The sequence below is a fragment of the Streptomyces sp. NPDC012825 genome, from assembly GCF_042900925.1.
Lineage (GTDB): Bacteria > Actinomycetota > Actinomycetes > Streptomycetales > Streptomycetaceae > Streptomyces.
The window spans coordinates 351,934-367,803 of record NZ_JBIBBZ010000005.1; the positions used below are offsets into that span (position 1 = coordinate 351,934).

Sequence of the window (15,870 nt, forward strand, 5' to 3'; positions counted from 1 at the left end):
GGCTCAGGACAGGAGCGGGCGATGACCACGGAGCAGGCCAGGAAGACGGCCGAGGCGCTCACCTACAGCACCGGTTTCGGCAACGAGCACAGCTCGGAGGCGGTCCCCGGCGCGCTGCCGCACGGCCGCAACTCGCCGCAGCGCGCACCCCTCGGCCTCTACGCCGAGCAGCTCAGCGGCAGCGCCTTCACCGAGCCGCGGGCGCACAACCGCCGCTCCTGGCTCTACCGGATCCACCCGTCGGCCGCGCACCCGCCGTACACCCGGATCGCCAACGGGGCGCTGCGCGGCGCCCCCTTCACCGAGACCGTGCCCGACCCCAACCGGCTGCGCTGGAACCCGCTGCCCGACCCGGCGGCCGGCACGGACTGGCTGGCCGGCCTGTGGACGCTCGGCGGCAACGGCGACGCGACCCAGCGCACCGGCATGGCCGTGCACCTCTACCACGCCAACGCCTCCATGGAGCGGGTCTTCGGCGACGCGGACGGCGAGCTGCTGATCGTCCCCGAGCGCGGCGGTCTCCTGCTCCGCACCGAGCTGGGTCTGCTCGCCGTCCGCCCCGGCGAGGTCGCGCTGGTCCCGCGCGGGGTCCGCTTCCGCGTCGAGCTGCTCGGCGAGACCGCCCGCGGCTACGTCTGCGAGAACTACGGCGCCCCCTTCCAGCTCCCCGACCTCGGCCCGATCGGCGCCAACGGCCTGGCCAACGCCCGGGACTTCCGGGCCCCGGTCGCCGCCTACGAGGACGTCGAGGGCCCGGTCGAGGTGGTCAACAAGTACTGCGGCAACCTCTGGTCCGCGACGTACGGGCACTCCCCGCTCGACGTCGTCGCCTGGCACGGCAACCACACCCCGTACGTCTACGACCTGCACCGCTTCAACGTCATCGGGTCGATCTCCTACGACCACCCCGACCCGTCGATCTTCACGGTGCTCACCTCGCCCTCCGACACCCCGGGGCTCGCGAACGTGGACTTCGTGGCCTTCGCCCCGCGCTGGCTGGTCGGCGAGGACACCTTCCGGCCGCCGTACTTCCACCGGAACGTGATGAGCGAGTACATGGGCCTGATCGAGGGCGCGTACGACGCCAAGGCCGAAGGTTTCGTTCCCGGCGGCGGCTCGCTGCACAACATGATGTCGGCGCACGGCCCCGACCGGGAGACCTTCGACCGGGCGAGCGCCGCCGAGCTGAAGCCGCAGAAGATCGACGACGGGCTCGCCTTCATGTTCGAGACCCGCTGGCCGGTGACCGCGACCCCGCAGGCCGCGGACGCCGACCACCTGCAGAAGGGGTACGACGACGTGTGGCAGGGTCTGGAGCGCCATTTCCGGGCGTGACGTCCCGGCCGCACGCCCGTAGCCCCCGTACGGAGGACCCGTGACCGCCTTCGCTCCCGACTCGCTGGTCCTGAACCGCAAGCTGCCGCTCTGGTACCAGGTCTCGCAGTCGCTGCGCGCCTCGATACTGGGCCGCACGCCCGACGCCCCGCTGCGGCTGCCCACCGAGGAGCAGCTCGCCGCGCACTACGGCGTGAGCGTCCTGACGATGCGCCAGGCCCTCAAGGAGCTGGAGGAGGAGGGCCTGATCAGCCGGCACCGGCGGCGCGGCACCTTCATCGAGCCGGGTGCCCGCCGCGCCGGCCCGCGCCGGCTGCTGGGTTCGATCGACGCGATCGTGGCCCAGCAGTCGGGCGAGCGGACGACGGTCCTCGGGCACGGCACCGAGCCGGTGCCCGGGGAGCTCGCGGAGTACTTCCCCGGCGTGTCCGAGGTCGTGGCGTACCGGCGGCTGCGCAGCGACGGGGAGAGCGGCGAGCCGACGAACTGGGCGGAGAACGCGGTGCTGCCCGAACTCGCCGCCGCGATCGACCCGGCGGACCTGGAGCGCTGGCCGATGACGAAGGTGCTGCGGGACGTGGTCGGGGTGCGGATCAGCCGCATCACGGACACGGTCGAGGCCCGTCTCGCCGATCCGGAGACGGCGGGCCTGCTCCAGGTCCCGCTGCTCTCCCCGATCCTGCACTACACGGGCGTGACCTACGACGAGGACGGCCGGGTCGTCGACGTGGCCCGCATCCGCTACCGCGGCGACCGTTTCTCCTTCACGGTCACGGTCGAGGCCCACTGACGCCCTGGAGGCGCACCGGCGGCGGTCGTTAGCATGCGGGGCGTGACGGATGACGCCCGGCCGCAGGACGCGCCCCTCCTCGACGAGTTGATGCCGTGGTCCGTGGCCCCGCTGCGGCTGGGCCGTTCCTGGATCGTCGCCCCCGACGCGCGGACCCTGCGGACCCGCTGGGACCGGCTGGTGGCCGCCGAGGGGGCCGAGCGGGAGGCGCTGTTCCGGCCCAGCCGGGCGCGGACCCCGGCGAGCGCGGTGGCGGCGCTGCCCGGCCGGCGGACCGGGACCGTGCGGTTCGCGCGCGAGGCGGGACCCTGCCCGGCGCCGGTACGGGTGGCGCACGGCCCGTTCGACGAGCAGTGGCTGCTCCCCGACCACCGGCTGATCGACACCGCGCGGCCGGAGCTGTGGCGGGTCGCCGGGGAGCCGCAGCTGTTCGCCGTCGAGCAGGGGTGCGCGCCGGGGGCGGCCGGGCCCTCGCTCCTGGTGACGGCCGCGCTGCCGGAGGGCCGCTCCACGGCGGGCCGTCCGGGCCGGATCCGGCCGCTGTTCCGGCGCCCCGGCGGCCACGAGCCCAACCTCGCGCCCGGACTCCTGGACTTCCTCGGGGAGCGGTACGGGCGGGAGGTCGACGCCCGTGACTGGCTGGCGTGGACGGTGGCGGCGGTCCGCCCCTCCCCCGCCGGCTGTCGCGTCCCGCTCCCCGCCGGGCCGGAGGCCTGGGCGGCGGGCGTGGCGCTCGGCCGGGACCTCCTCGACGTGCAGGCGCGGGGCGCGCTGAGCGGGACGAAGCCCCGCCTGCCGGGCGGCCGCCGCCCCTACGTGCGGGCGGCGGTCCCGGCGCGTCCGACGACGATGGCGTACGACTCCGGGGACGGGGCGCTGGTCCTCGACGGAGGCCGGATCTCCCCCGTACCGGCGGAGGCCTGGGAGTTCCGGGTGGGCGGCGCGCGGGTCCTGGAGCAGTGGTTCGCGCACCGGACCGCTCCGGCGGAGCCCGGCTCCCTGGAGGCGATCGGACCGGCCGCCTGGCCGCAGGAGTGGACCTCGGAGCTGCTCGACCTGATCACCGTGCTCGCGCTGCTCGGGGCGCGGGAGCCGGAGCGGGCGGCCTTCGCGGCACGGGCGGCCGGGACGCCGGGGGCGGCGGAGGGCGCGAGGGCGCTGCGCGCCGCCGGAATACTGCCGCCACCCGCCCGGGCCCGCCGCCCCGCGTCCGTACTGGACCACCGGGAGGAGGGCCCGGAGGGGCAGTTCATGCTCCTGTGACCGGAGGCGGGGCCGGCCGGGGGTGACGCGTCCCCTGGTGACAAGGGCCGGTCCGGCAGGGTAGGCAGGGCGGTCATGAGCACTCAGCCACTCCCCCTCGAAGGGATCACGGTCGTCGCCGTCGAGCAGGCGGTCGCCGCGCCCTTCGCCACCCGCCAGCTCGCCGACCTCGGCGCCCGCGTCGTCAAGGTCGAGCGCCCCGACGGCGGCGACTTCGCCCGCGGGTACGACACCGCCGCCCGGGGCCTGGCCTCCCACTTCGTGTGGTGCAACCGCGGCAAGGAGTCGGTGGCGATCGACCTCAAGGACCCCCGGGGCCTGGCCCTCGTCCGGCGGATGACGGCCGGGGCCGATGTCTTCGTGCAGAACCTCGCGCAGGGCGCGGCGGCCCGCCTCGGCCTCGACGCCGCCACCCTGTGCGCCGCGCACCCGCGGCTGATCGCGGTGGACGTCTCGGGGTACGGGGCGGAGGGGCCGTACGCGCACCGGCGGGCCTACGACATGCTCGTCCAGTGCGAGGCGGGCCTGGTGTCGGTGACCGGCACCCCGGAGCGGCCCGTCAAGTCGGGCATCCCGGCGGCCGACATCGCCGCCGGGATGTACGCCTTCTCGGGCGTCCTCGCCGCGCTCGTGCGGCGCGGCGCGACCGGCCGGGGCGGGCCGGTGGAGGTCTCCCTCCTCGACTCGCTCGCCGAGTGGATGGGGCACCCCCTGCACCACGGGACGCACGGGGGCGCGGCCCCGGCGCGCACGGGGCTCGCGCACGCGGTGATCGCCCCGTACGACGCCTATCCGACGGCGGACGGGGGCCTGGTGCTGCTCTCCGTGCAGAACGACCGGGAGTGGCGGCGGCTCGCCGAGCGGGTGCTCGGCCGGCCCGGTCTCGCCGACGACCCGGCCTTCGCGACGAACGCGGCGCGGGTGGCGGGGCGCGCGGCGACGGACGCGGTGGTCGCGGAGGCGCTGGCCCCGCTGACGACGGAGGGGGCGCTGGCCCGGCTCGACGCGGCGGGCATCGCCTGCGCGCGGCTCAACTCGGTGGCGGAGCTCGCGGACCATCCGCAGCTGACGGCCCGTGACCGGTGGCGGGAGGTGGAGTCGCCGGTCGGACCGCTGCGGACGCTGCTGCCGCCGATCGTGTTCCCGGACGCGCCGGAGCCGCGGATGGACCGGATCCCGGCCCTCGGGCAGGACACGGACGAGGTGCTCGCCGAACTCGGTCTGCGGGAGACGGAGGTGAAGGAACTCAGGAACGCGGGCGTGGTGGCCTGAGGGGACCGGTCGGACCCGGGCCGTCACGAGGGGACGGTGGTACGGACACGACGAACGCCGGACGGGCGGGGACACGTCCGGCGGAGTCGTGGTCGGGGCCGTACGGGCAGCGGGCCCCGGGCGGGCTAGCGGCGGGTGCCGAAGAGGGAGCGGCGGAGCCGGCGGAGCGGTGCGAAGAGCGAGACCCGGGCGCTGCGGCTGCGGTGGCCGTGCACCGGTGTCTCGCGCGTACGCGTCGTCAGTTCCCGCATCAGCAGGGTCGCCTCGGCCACCTCGCGCTGGGGCACGGCGGGTCCGCCGAGCACCGCGAGGTGACGGTCGAGCCGCGAACTGGTCGCGCTGCTCCCGCAGGTGATGGCAGGCACTCGCGGCCTGCTGCGCATTGCTATCTGTTCCATGTCACTCCCCACCCGTACAAGGGCACCCGACCCGGGCAGGTTAACCCTATCGCCCCGTCATGACACCCGTGTATCCCGGCGACGGGATTCAACGCACCCGTAAGGGGGTTGTCGGTCACCGTACGAATCCATGCGATTCCAGGGCGAGTTGGACAGGGCTCGAACAACTGTCGAACCGTCACGAACCATCCTGCACTCCGGGGTGACCCCCCGGTGCGCACGGACCCGTGTGATCTCCACCACCAAGATCCACCGGCGGGATCCGGGAGCACGGCCCGGCCGGGGTCACGCGCGGGACCGGGGCCGGAGGGGCGGCCCTCGGTTACCGTGGATCCATGACGGTGATCGCGGGTCGTTACCGGCTTCTGGACGTCCTGGCCGAGGGGGCGACGGGCACCGTCTGGCGCGCCCTGGACGGGACGAGCGGCCACGAGGTGGCCCTGAAGGAGTCCCGGGTCCCGCCGGGACTCCCGGCGGACGAGGTGCCCCCGCTCCACGCGCGGCGGGAGCGCGGGGCGCGGGCCGCCGCGCGGATCTCCCACCCCTCCGTCGTACGGGTCCTCGGCGTGGTCACCGAGGACGGCCGGCCCTGGGTGGCGACCGAGCTGGTCCGGGGCCTCACCCTCGCCGAGACCCTGGCGGGCGGGCCCCTGCCGTCGCGCGAGGCCGCGCGCGTCGGCGCCGAGGTCCTGGCCGGGCTGCGGGCGGCCCGGGAGGCGGGCGTCCCGCACCGGGGCGTGGAGCCGGAGGACGTGCTCCTGGGCAACGACGGCCGGGTCGTCGTCACCGGCTTCGACGGCGCGCCGGAGGACGGCGCGAGCCGGGCGGAGCAACTGCGCTCCCTGGGGGCGCTCCTGGAGAGGATCGCGGACGACCGGTCCGGTCCGCTGGGCACCGTGATCGACGCCCTCCTGGGCGAGGGGCCCGGGGGCGCCCCGACGGCGGAACGGGCCGAGCGGGAGCTGCGGCGGGTGGCGGGCGGCGGCGCACGGACGCCCACGGGCGGTTCGGGGGCGGACGGGGCCGACGCGCGGGCGGGCGGCGACGGCTCCCGAACGGGCGGCGACGCGTCGAGGGCGGGCGCCGCCCCGGCGGACGCGTCCGCGACGCACCGGAGCGCCCCCGGGGACGGCGCGGTCTCCGCTCCCGGCACGTCGCCCGCCCGGAGGACGAGGACGCCCCGCCGGGTCCCCGTCCTGGCGGCCGGGGTCGTCGGGGCGCTGCTCATCGCGGGGGCGCTGGTCTACCACGCGGTGCGGGACGAGGGGCCGGGCACCGGGCCGGGCGCGCCGGGCGGCGTCACGAGCACCGTCCCGGCCGGTTCCGGCACCACGGGGGCGGACGGCGTACCGACCGTACCGCGCTCCTGAACGACGGTACCGGTCACACCGCGTTCTACACCGCGTTCCTGAACGGCGGCAGGTAGCCGCCGGACTGGCCGGCGGCGGTCGGGTGGTACGACTCCCCGATGTTGAGCCAGTTGACGCTGTGCAGCCAGGCCGAGCCGGAGCAGATCTCGTGTCCGGTGAAGGCGGAGACGACACTGGCGAAGGTGTAGCCGTGGTTGGCCGCGCGCTTGGCCACGGCCGCGTTGAGGTAGTCGGAGGCTCCGTTGATGGCGGTGCGCTCGCCCTCGCTCAGGCCGGCGACGCACGTGCCGTTGAGCTGGTAGAAGCGCGGATAGCCGAGGACGATCACACGGGCGTTGGGCGCCTTGCTCCTGATGGCGCCGTACACGGAGTCGAGCTTGCCGGGCAGGGTGGAGTCGACGTAGGCCTTGGCCTGATTCACACGGTTGATGCAGGTGGACTCGGACTGGAGCACACAGGTCGTCATGACGTCGGCGAAACCGGCGTCATTTCCCCCGATCGTGATGGAGACCAGGTCGGTGGCGGCCGAGAGCGGTCCGAGCTGATTGGCGGTCACATCACCCGTTCGGGCGCCCGAGCAAGCGGTGAAGGCGAACGAGGAGGGGGCGTTCGCGTTCTTCCAGAGGACGGGATACGCCTTCGTGGAGCGCTTGCAGTCCCCGCTGGCGCTGTCGTAGCTGCCGGCCCCCACGCCGGAGGAGTACGAGTCGCCCAGCGCCACGTAGTCGAGGGCGGCGGACTCGGCGGCCTGTGCGGCGCCCGCTCCGGTGAGGGCGAGGACGGCGCCGAGGAGGAGCGAGGAGGAGAGGGCGGTGAATCGGGACAGTCTCATGGAACCTCCCTGTAGCAGGATCTCTGCGTTACCAGGTAGTAGCAGTGGATTCGCCACACCGGAAGTGTTCATGTCAAAACTGGGGGTGAACTTCCTCCGACCCTCCGTCAGGGACCGTCGAGATCCGGCCACCGAGGGAAACGGACCTTCCACTTCCGCTTTCCGCCCGGAGGAGTTCGGGCCGGACCGTGCCGAACCGGTCCGGACCGAGCCGAACCCCGCCGGAACGAGCCCAGTCCGACCGGACCGGGCCGCGGCATATTCACGCGTCAATGCACGGGGATACGCCCCCGCCCCACCCCTCTCCGACGTTTCACCGCATTGATCGAAAACGATCGGGACGATTGCCCTTCCGACCGTTGAAGCACCGTCACACCACGGAAAAGCGGACCACGGAACCGGGGCTTGCCATACAGTCCCCTTCATCAATACCGTCGTACATCTCACCCGCACCGATCCATCACGCACAGCGGCTCAGGGGAGGGCTTCGGCGTCGCGGTGGTCCCGGTGCGGGGCGCGGTAGGGGGGTTCCGTGCCCGGTGTTCGCACGTGCGCCGGGTCGCGGGTACCGCGCGGTCGGCCATGCCAACTCGCCGATTCCGCAAGGAGATCTCTTTCTCGCGGAAAGATCTTTCTCCCGCAGAAAGATCGTTTCTGCACGCGGCATGGCGAGCACCCCCCTTTCGCACCGGACACACCACCGGGCCTCCCAAGGGGTGGGCGGCCCACCGGACGAGAGGGAAAAGACCCATGAGCTCGTTCCTGCGCCCGGCCGCCACGGGCCAAGAAATGGCCGAGCCGAGTCGCATATCAGCCCGTTACCGGGCCATCACCTCGCACCTGGCGATCACGCCGCCGGTGAGTGTCGTCATTCCCGCGATGAACGAGGCCGAAAACCTTCCGTACGTCTTCAAGACGCTGCCGGAATGGATTCACGAAGTCGTCCTCGTGGACGGGAACTCCACCGACGACACGGTGGACGTCGCCCGTGAGCACTGGCCGGACGTCAAGGTCGTCAAGCAGGTCGGCAAGGGCAAGGGCGACGCCCTGATCAGCGGTTTCGCCGCCTGCACCGGCGACATCATCGTCATGGTCGACGCGGACGGATCGGCCGACGGCCAGGAGATCGTCTCCTACGTCTCCGCCCTCGTCGGCGGCGCGGACTTCGCCAAGGGGTCCCGTTTCGCCAACGGCGGCGGCACGGACGACATGACGGCCGTCCGCAGACTCGGCAACTGGGCCCTCTGCACGCTCGTCAACCGCAAGTTCGGCGCCCGCTACACCGACCTCTGCTACGGCTACAACGCCTTCTGGCGCCGCTGCCTCGACGAGATCACCCTCGACTGCACCGGATTCGAGATCGAGACCCTGATCAACATCCGGGTCGTCAAGGCCGGCCTCAGGGTGCAGGAGGTGCCGAGCCACGAGTACAACCGCATCCACGGCGTCAGCAACCTCAACGCCGTGCGCGACGGGATCCGGGTCCTGAAGGTCATCCTCAAGGAGAAGTCCCCCGGCCGGGCGGCCCGCCGCCGCCCCGCCCCGTTCTCGGTCAACGTCCCCCGGGGAGAGGTGTCTTGACCGGCGGGGCCCCGAGTGGAGACGTCCCGGGCGGGGGCGCGTCCCCGCCCGGGTTCTCGGTGGTGGTCTGCGCCTACACGGAGGACCGGTGGGAGGACGTCCTCGCCGCCGTCGACTCCGTACGGAAGCAGTCCCTGCCGCCGCTCGAGACGCTCCTGGTGGTCGACCACAACGAGCGCCTGCGCGCGCGGCTCGCCGAGGAGTACGCGGACGCGCGGGCCCGGGAGGAGGTGCGGGTGCTCGCCAACGCGGGCCCCCGCGGCCTCTCCGCCGGCCGCAACACCGGAATCGCCGCCGCCCGCGGCGCGTTCGTGGCCTTCCTCGACGACGACGCCGTCGCCGAGCGGGACTGGCTCCACCACTTCGCCGCCGCCTACGACGACCCGCGCGTCATGGCCGTCGGCGGCCGGACCCTGCCCTCCTGGGCCTCCGGCCGCCGCCCGGCCTGGTTCCCGGAGGAGTTCGACTGGGTGGTCGGCTGTACGTACCGGGGCCTGGCCCCGGGCCGCGTCCCCGTGCGGAACGTGCTCGGCGGCAACGCCTCCTTCCGCCGTACCGCCTTCGACGCGGCGGGCGGCTTCGCCACCGGCATCGGCCGGGACGGCGACCGGCGGCCCCTGGGCGGCGAGGAGACCGAGCTGTGCATCCGGCTCTCCCGGGCGCTGCCCGGGGCGGTCCTGCTCATGGACGACCGGGCGGTCATCCACCACAAGGTGCCCGCCGCCCGCGAGCGCTTCGCCTACTTCCGCACCCGCGTGTACGCCGAGGGGCTCTCCAAGGCGCTCGTCGCGCGGAGCGTCGGCGCGCGCAGGGGCCTGGAGTCCGAGCGGCGCTACACCACCCGGGTCCTGCCCGCCGGTGTCCTGCGCGGGGTGCGCGACGCGCTGCGCGGCCGCTCCGGCGGCGCGGGCCGTGCCGGGGCCATCGTCACCGGGGTGGCCCTCGCGGCCGGCGGCTACGCCCTCGGACGCCTGCGGGCCCGCCGCTCCGGCACCCCCTTCTCCTGGGGACCGGTCGAACGCGCCACCGGGGGCGTCGAGGACGAGACGGTCGGGAACAGGTGCCTCGGGAACGAGGCCGCCGAGAACGGGACCACCGGGGGCAGGACCCTCGAGAACAGCACGGCCGAGGGAGCGGCCGGGTGACCGGGGCGGCGTCCGGCGCCGTACCGGAGGGGGACCTGTCCGGGGCGTCCGGCGGCGCCGTACCGGAGAAGCCTCCGTCCGAGGCGCCCGGCGGCGCCCCCGTGCCCATCCTCATGTACCACGCCGTCGGCCGGGACCCGGCCCCCGCCGTCCTCGGTCTCTCCGTCACGCCCGAGGCGTTCGCCGCGCAGATGGCGGTGGTCGCCGAGCGGGGGTTCACGCCGCTGACCACCGCCGGGCTCGCCGCCGCCTGGCGGGACGGCGCCCCGCTGCCCGCAAGGCCGCTGCTCATCACCTTCGACGACGGCTACGAGGGCGTGCACCGGCACGCCCTGCCGGTCCTGGCGGAGCACTCCTTCGCGAGCACCGTCTTCGTCTCCACCGGCTGGCTGCGCGGCGAGCACGACGGGGGCGGCGCGCCCGACACCATGCTCGACTGGGCGCAGGTGCGCGAACTGGCCGACGCGGGAACGGAGATCGGCGGGCACAGCCACAGCCATCCGCAGCTCGACCAGCTCGACGCGGGGCGGCTCCGGTTCGAGACGCTGCGCTGCCGCGAGATCGTCGGCGAGGAGCTCGGCACCGCACCCGTCTCCTTCGCCCATCCGTACGGGTACTCCAGCCGACGGGTCCGCCGGGCGGTCCGGGAGGCCGGGTTCGCCCAGGCGCTCGCCGTCGGCAACGCGCTCGCCCGCCGCCGCCAGGGGCCGTACGCCCTGGAGCGGGTGACCGTGCGCCGCTCCACCGGCACCGAGGAGTTCACCCGGCTGATCGAGGGCCGTGCGATCGCGCGGAACTTCGCGGCCGACCGGGCCCTGACGAAGGGGTACGCGCTCGTCCGGCGCGCCCGGGGCGCCCTGCGGGGCCACGGGATCTGACGTACCGCCACTCCGGCGACCGGGGAGCGCGCCCCGCCGGAAACACGGTGCGCGGCGCAACCGGTTGCCGGATCATGGGCGCCATGGCTGACACCCCACCGGTACCTTCCGCACCGCAGCGGTCGCTGCCGATCCGGCTGAACCTCGACGACAGCGACTCGCCGTCGGACGTCGTCGACGTGCTGTTCCTCGACCGCTTCGCCACCGGCGAGCAGCCCCACTCCCACAGCACCACCCTGGACCGGGTCAGGCCGGAGGCGACGCTGCTCCCGGCGGGCGCGCGCGTGCTGCGGGCCGCGAAGGACGACGACCGCAGCGCCCTGCTCGCCGAGGGCGAGGGCTGGACGCTCCTGGTCTCCCGCTGGAACCGGGGCGCGGACGTCACCGTGACGGCCACGGACGAGGAGCTGGCGCGGCGGATCCTCGGCGAGGCCGCGGACGGGGCGAGGGACGAGCCGGAGCCGCGGCCGGAGAACGTGACGATGGGCTTCTGGTACATGTCGCCCCGGCGCGGCGCGCACCGCACCACCCGGCAGATCGGCGCCGGGACGTGGGAGGAGGTCCGGCCGAACTACTCGGCGCCGGTGGCCGAGTCCATGGACCGGCTGATGAGGGTGACGCCGGAATCCGTCGCGGGGCGCCTCCTGCTGCTGCACGGGCCGCCGGGGACCGGCAAGACGTCCGCGCTGCGGACCCTGGCGCGGTCCTGGCGGGACTGGTGCCAGGTGGACTGCGTGCTCGACCCGGAGCGGCTCTTCAACGACGTCGGCTATCTGATGGACATCGCCATCGGGGAGGACGAGGGCACGGCGAAGGGACGCTGGCGGCTGCTGCTCCTGGAGGACTGCGACGAGCCGATCCGGGGCGAGGCGAAGCACACGGCGGGGCAGGCCCTGTCGCGGCTGCTGAACCTGACGGACGGTCTGCTCGGGCAGGGGCGGAACGTCCTGGTCGGGGTCACCACCAACGAGGACCTGGAGCGGCTGCACCCGGCCGTGGTCCGGCCGGGCCGCTGTCTGGCCCGCATCGAGGTGGGGCCGCTGAGCCGGGCCGAGTCGGTGGCGTGGCTCGGACGCGAGGAGGACGTGCCGCGCGAGGGCGCGACGCTGGCGGAGCTGTTCGCGCTCCGCCGCGGCACGCCCCCGGCGGACCTCCCCGAGCCCCGCACGGCGGGGGCCGGGCTGTACCTGTGAGCGCGCCCCCCTAGGGGGTGTCGTACGCCGCCCGCAGGGCCTCGTTCATCGCCGCCTCGGCGGCCTCGCGGCTGAGGCCGAGGCGGCGGGTCTCCTCGGCGTACTGGGCGGCGGCGGTGGCGGCCCGGCGGCTCGCCGCGTCCCCGGCGGCGGCGACGAAGGTCCCGTGGCGCCCGCGCGTCTCGACGACCCCGTCCGCCTCGAGGGCCTTGTACGCCTTGGCGACCGTGTTCGCTGCGAGCCCCAGCTGCTCCGCGAGTCCCCGTACCGTCGGCAGCTTGTAACCGACCGGCAGTCCGCCCGACCGGGCCCGCTCCGAGATCTGGGCACGCAGTTGTTCGTAGGGAGCGGTGGTGGATTCGTGGTCCACGACGATGGTGAGTGTCACCCGCCGATTCTGCCCCCACCCCGCCGGAAAATGGGAGGCGGCGGTGCGTGCTCCGGCCGTAGCGTGCGCCCACATGACTGTGATCGTCCGTGATGTACGGGACGGGGACGCCGAGGGCTACGCCCGGGTCCGCCGCGCCGCGCTCCCCTTCATGCTCGCGACCGCCGGGCAGTTCGCCTTCGACTGGGCGCACGCCCACCCCGCGAGCCGCGCACGCCCGCTCGTCGCCGTCACCGGGGACGGCCGGATCGTGGGGACCGCCCAGCTGCGGATCGCCCACGACTCCCCGGAGCCGGGCATCGGCTCCGTCAACGTGTACGTGGACCCCGCCCACCAGGGGCGCGGCGCCGGGTCGCTGCTGCTGCGCACCGCCGAGGAGCACCTCGCCGAGCACGGGGCGCGCACCCTCTACAGCTGGGTCCTGGACGCGCCGGAGCACCGTGCCTGGGCGGGGCGGCGGGGGTACTCCCCCAGCCGTTCGGCCCACTTCCTCCGGCTCAACCTGGCGGGGGCCGTGCTGCCGCCGCTCCGGACCCCGCCCTCCGGCGTCGAGCTGCTGACGGCCGAGGACTTCGCGGCCGACCCCCGGCCGCTGTTCGAGCTGGACGCGGTGACGACCGCGGACGAGCCGGGTGACGTGTCGGTCGCGATGGACGACTACGCGCACTGGCGGAAGACCACCTGGGAGCACCCCCTCTTCGACCGGTCGCTGACGACGGTCGCGGTGGTGGACGGGACGCCCGCCGCGTTCAGCGCGGCACAGACGGACGGTCTCGGCCGGTACGGCACGGGGATGACGGGCACGGCGCCGGCCTTCCGGGGCCGGGGGCTCGCCAAGCTGGTGAAGAACGCGTCCCTGCACCGGGCGCGGGCGGCGGGCTGTACGGAGGCGTTCACCGGGAACGACGCCGGCAACGGGCCGATGCTGGCGATCAACGCGTGGTTCGGCTACGAGGTCGCGGCGACGGAGGTGCGGCATGTCCGGACGCTCGGTTGAGGTCACCCTGACGAAGGCGGGCCGGACGAAGATCCGCTACCCGGCCGAGGTGCTCGTGGAGGAGCCGGGCCGGCTCTCGGTGCGCGCCCCGTGGGCGGCCGAGGGGGTGCGGGACTTCGGCTTCGTGCGGTTCGAGCCGGGCGACGTCTTCGTGGAGCACTACTGGCGGGACCGCTGGTTCACGGTCAAGGAGGTGCGGTCCGCCGACGGCGCCCTCAAGGGCTGGTACTGCGACGTCACCCGGCCGCCCGTGCTCGGCGGCTCCGGGGTGCTGGTCGAGGACCTGGACCTGGACCTGTGGGTGTCGGCGGACGGCAGCGAGGTGCTGCGGCTCGACGAGGACGAGTTCGCGGCGAGCGGTCTCGCCGCCTCCGATCCGGAGGCGGCGGACCGGGCCGTGGCCGCCCTGGACGAGCTCGAAGCGCTCGGCCGCGCCGGTCTGGTCGACCTGCTGGGCCGGGCGTAGGAGTCGTCAGCGCAGCTCGACGTCCGTCTTCTCGGTGGCGAGGAAGCGGGGCAGCGGCAGGCCGGTCCCGCTGAGCTGCATGAGGGTGGCCTCCACGCGGGCGGCGCCGGGGCTGTAGGCGGGCTCCTTCACCACGGAGCTGTTGGTCCAGGTGTGGAGGTGCCCGTCGCAGACGGCCCGGGTGCCGCCGATGCCGGTGGAGCGGTCCTCCTGGACGAGGGTGGAGCTGACGAAGACGGGGCCCGCGCCGTCGTCGAGGCACCGGTAGCTGCCGGAGAGGGTGACGGTGCTGTCGGCGGCGACGGTTCCGTACGCGTCGACGAAGAGTCCGTTGGTGAAGAGGCCGTCACGGACCTGGCTCGCGGTGAGCCGGTCGGTGGCGTGGTGGCCGCCGGCCCCTCCCGCGTGGGCGAGGGGGGCGACGGCGGCGGTGAACAGGGCGGCTGCGGCAAGAACGAGCCGGACGCGCATGGGGGGTCCCTTCGGGGGTGGGGGATGGTACTGCCCGCCAGGGATACCCGGATCCGGCCGTCAGATGGCCGAAGTTCATCCCTTCGGTGGGGAGGGGCATCGCGCCGGACGAGGGCCCGCTGCTGCCCGGGGTGCTGCGAGGAGGGCTTCATGGAGACGGGCCGCGCGGAGCGCCACCGCCGGTGCCCGGGCCGGCGGGAGCCCCGGGGGCGTCGGACCCGCGCCGGGCCGGCGGGAGCCCCGGGAGGGCCTGTCCGGCCTGCTCCGGGCCGGTTCCTCAGGCGTCGCTTAGTGGCTCCTTAACGGGGTCCTAAGGATCGCCGTCTCCCGCTCCTCGCGCGCTTCTTCGCGGTTCCGGGCGGCTAGCTTGCTGGGCGACCCCCCGTGTTCACCCTCGTGAAGGAGCTGTCCCCCCATGACCTCTCGCCGTTCGGCCGCTGTCGTCACCGCCGGTACCGTGCTGGCCCTGTCCGGGCTCTCGGCCGCCCCCGCGTCCGCGCACGGGTCGATGACGGACCCGGTGAGCCGGGTCTCGGCCTGTTACGCGGAGGGGCCGGAGTCCCCGCGGTCGGCGGCCTGCAAGGCGGCGGTGGCGGCGAGCGGGGCGCAGGCGTTCTACGACTGGAACGCGGTGAACATCGCGAACGCGGCCGGGCAGCACCGGCGGCTGATCCCGGACGGCGAGCTGTGCAGCGCGGGCAACGACAAGTACCGCGGGCTCGACCTGGCGCGGGCCGACTGGCCGGCGAGCGGGCTGGACTCCGGGGCGCACACCTTCCGTTACAAGGGGACCGCACCGCACAAGGGCTCGTTCGAGCTGTACGTGACGAAGGACGGCTACGACCCGTCGAAGCCGCTGAAGTGGTCGGACCTGGAGGCGGAGCCGTTCCTGACGGTGACCGACCCGGAGATGCAGAACGGCGACTACGTCTTCCGGGGGACCGTGCCGGAGAAGTCCGGCCGCCACCTGATCTACTCGATCTGGCAGCGCTCCGACTCCCCCGAGGCCTTCTACACCTGCTCCGACGTGGTGTTCGGGCAGGAGGGCGGGTCCCCGGCGCCGAGTGCCACCGCGCCCACCGACCAGCAGATCCAGGACGGCACGGACCAGTCCTCGGTCGAGCACGGCGGGCACGGGGACGACGACCCGGCGACCGGCGCCGGGGACACGGGCGCCGGACACGCGGGCGCCGGACACACGGGCGCCGGGGAGACGGGTGCCGAGGGGGCCGGCACCGGAGGAACGGGTGCCGAGGGGACGGCGGCCCCCGCGTCGTCCTCCCCGGCGCCCGCCACCCCGGCCACGCCCAACGCGCCCGTGCCCGCCGGTACGTCCGGTTCCGGCGTGGAGCTGGCCGAGACCGGCGGCGACGCCGCCACCCCGTACCTCGCGATCGGCGGCGCCGCCGTGCTCGCGGTCGGCGCGGCCGTGCTCTTCGGGGCCGCCCGGCGCCGCCGGGCCTGACAGCCGTCCGCCCGGGCAGCACGGGG

16 protein-coding genes are annotated in these 15,870 nt (G+C 74.5%); 12 read left to right on the top strand and 4 right to left on the bottom strand.

Annotated features, from left to right (window positions below; genetic code table 11):
* The first annotated feature begins 21 nt into the window (after nucleotides 1-21).
* From hmgA to ACFY7E_RS15210, 4 genes are all read left to right on the top strand, one after another.
* The gene (gene hmgA, locus ACFY7E_RS15195) at nucleotides 22-1,335 is read left to right on the top strand and encodes a homogentisate 1,2-dioxygenase (protein ID WP_389484809.1); all 1,314 of its coding nucleotides are present in this window, start codon (nucleotides 22-24) and stop codon (nucleotides 1,333-1,335) included.
* Between the two features lie 40 nt (nucleotides 1,336-1,375).
* A complete protein-coding gene (locus tag ACFY7E_RS15200; RefSeq protein ID WP_389484811.1) occupies nucleotides 1,376-2,125 on the top strand; it encodes a GntR family transcriptional regulator in 750 nt (249 codons plus the stop codon).
* Nucleotides 2,126-2,158: 33 nt separating this feature from the next.
* On the top strand, nucleotides 2,159-3,388 hold the full coding sequence (locus tag ACFY7E_RS15205) for a type ISP restriction/modification enzyme (RefSeq protein WP_389484813.1): 1,230 nt from the start codon (nucleotides 2,159-2,161) through the stop codon (nucleotides 3,386-3,388).
* 75 nt (nucleotides 3,389-3,463) lie between these two features.
* A complete protein-coding gene (locus ACFY7E_RS15210) occupies nucleotides 3,464-4,660 on the top strand; it encodes a CaiB/BaiF CoA transferase family protein (RefSeq protein WP_389484815.1) in 1,197 nt (398 codons plus the stop codon).
* 125 nt (nucleotides 4,661-4,785) lie between these two features.
* Here ACFY7E_RS15210 and ACFY7E_RS15215 read toward each other — a convergent pair whose 3' ends face one another.
* On the bottom strand, nucleotides 4,786-5,058 hold the full coding sequence (locus tag ACFY7E_RS15215; protein WP_383438867.1) for a hypothetical protein: 273 nt from the start codon (nucleotides 5,056-5,058) through the stop codon (nucleotides 4,786-4,788).
* 335 nt (nucleotides 5,059-5,393) lie between these two features.
* On the opposite strand from ACFY7E_RS15215, the gene ACFY7E_RS15220 reads away from it, so the two are divergent.
* A complete protein-coding gene (locus ACFY7E_RS15220; protein ID WP_389484818.1) occupies nucleotides 5,394-6,428 on the top strand; it encodes a protein kinase in 1,035 nt (344 codons plus the stop codon).
* Between the two features lie 25 nt (nucleotides 6,429-6,453).
* Here the strand turns inward: ACFY7E_RS15220 and ACFY7E_RS15225 are convergent, their stop codons facing one another.
* A complete protein-coding gene (locus ACFY7E_RS15225) occupies nucleotides 6,454-7,260 on the bottom strand; it encodes an SGNH/GDSL hydrolase family protein (protein WP_389484820.1) in 807 nt (268 codons plus the stop codon).
* Nucleotides 7,261-8,010: 750 nt separating this feature from the next.
* Between ACFY7E_RS15225 and ACFY7E_RS15230 the strand changes: the two genes are divergently transcribed.
* The 4 genes from ACFY7E_RS15230 (at nucleotide 8,011) to ACFY7E_RS15245 (ending at nucleotide 12,057) form a co-directional block, all read left to right on the top strand.
* Nucleotides 8,011-8,841 (top strand): glycosyltransferase family 2 protein, encoded by an 831-nt coding sequence (locus tag ACFY7E_RS15230; protein ID WP_389484822.1) that lies wholly within the window; start codon nucleotides 8,011-8,013, stop codon nucleotides 8,839-8,841.
* The gene (locus ACFY7E_RS15235) at nucleotides 8,838-9,986 is read left to right on the top strand and encodes a glycosyltransferase family 2 protein (protein ID WP_389484825.1); all 1,149 of its coding nucleotides are present in this window, start codon (nucleotides 8,838-8,840) and stop codon (nucleotides 9,984-9,986) included. The genes ACFY7E_RS15230 and ACFY7E_RS15235 overlap by 4 nt, the downstream gene beginning before the upstream one ends.
* Nucleotides 9,987-10,099: 113 nt before the next feature.
* On the top strand, nucleotides 10,100-10,864 hold the full coding sequence (locus ACFY7E_RS15240; protein WP_389484977.1) for a polysaccharide deacetylase family protein: 765 nt from the start codon (nucleotides 10,100-10,102) through the stop codon (nucleotides 10,862-10,864).
* A gap of 74 nt (nucleotides 10,865-10,938) precedes the next feature.
* Nucleotides 10,939-12,057, top strand: a complete 1,119-nt coding sequence (locus ACFY7E_RS15245; protein WP_389484827.1) for a DUF5925 domain-containing protein — start codon at nucleotides 10,939-10,941, stop codon at nucleotides 12,055-12,057.
* A gap of 10 nt (nucleotides 12,058-12,067) precedes the next feature.
* On the opposite strand, the gene ACFY7E_RS15250 is transcribed toward ACFY7E_RS15245, so the two are convergent.
* Nucleotides 12,068-12,445, bottom strand: coding sequence for a GntR family transcriptional regulator (locus ACFY7E_RS15250; RefSeq protein ID WP_389484830.1), 378 nt, complete (start codon nucleotides 12,443-12,445; stop codon nucleotides 12,068-12,070).
* A 73-nt stretch (nucleotides 12,446-12,518) separates the two neighbouring features.
* Between ACFY7E_RS15250 and ACFY7E_RS15255 the strand changes: the two genes are divergently transcribed.
* Nucleotides 12,519-13,442 (top strand): GNAT family N-acetyltransferase, encoded by a 924-nt coding sequence (locus ACFY7E_RS15255; protein WP_389484832.1) that lies wholly within the window; start codon nucleotides 12,519-12,521, stop codon nucleotides 13,440-13,442.
* On the top strand, nucleotides 13,423-13,908 hold the full coding sequence (locus tag ACFY7E_RS15260; protein ID WP_389484834.1) for a DUF402 domain-containing protein: 486 nt from the start codon (nucleotides 13,423-13,425) through the stop codon (nucleotides 13,906-13,908). Before ACFY7E_RS15255 ends, ACFY7E_RS15260 begins: the two co-directional genes overlap by 20 nt.
* Nucleotides 13,909-13,914: 6 nt before the next feature.
* On the opposite strand, the gene ACFY7E_RS15265 is transcribed toward ACFY7E_RS15260, so the two are convergent.
* The gene (locus ACFY7E_RS15265) at nucleotides 13,915-14,379 is read right to left on the bottom strand and encodes a DUF6299 family protein (protein ID WP_389484837.1); all 465 of its coding nucleotides are present in this window, start codon (nucleotides 14,377-14,379) and stop codon (nucleotides 13,915-13,917) included.
* A 415-nt stretch (nucleotides 14,380-14,794) separates the two neighbouring features.
* Between ACFY7E_RS15265 and ACFY7E_RS15270 the strand changes: the two genes are divergently transcribed.
* Entirely contained in the window at nucleotides 14,795-15,844 is a 1,050-nt protein-coding gene (locus ACFY7E_RS15270) for a lytic polysaccharide monooxygenase (RefSeq protein WP_389484839.1), read from the top strand.
* The last annotated feature ends 26 nt before the right edge of the window (nucleotides 15,845-15,870 follow it).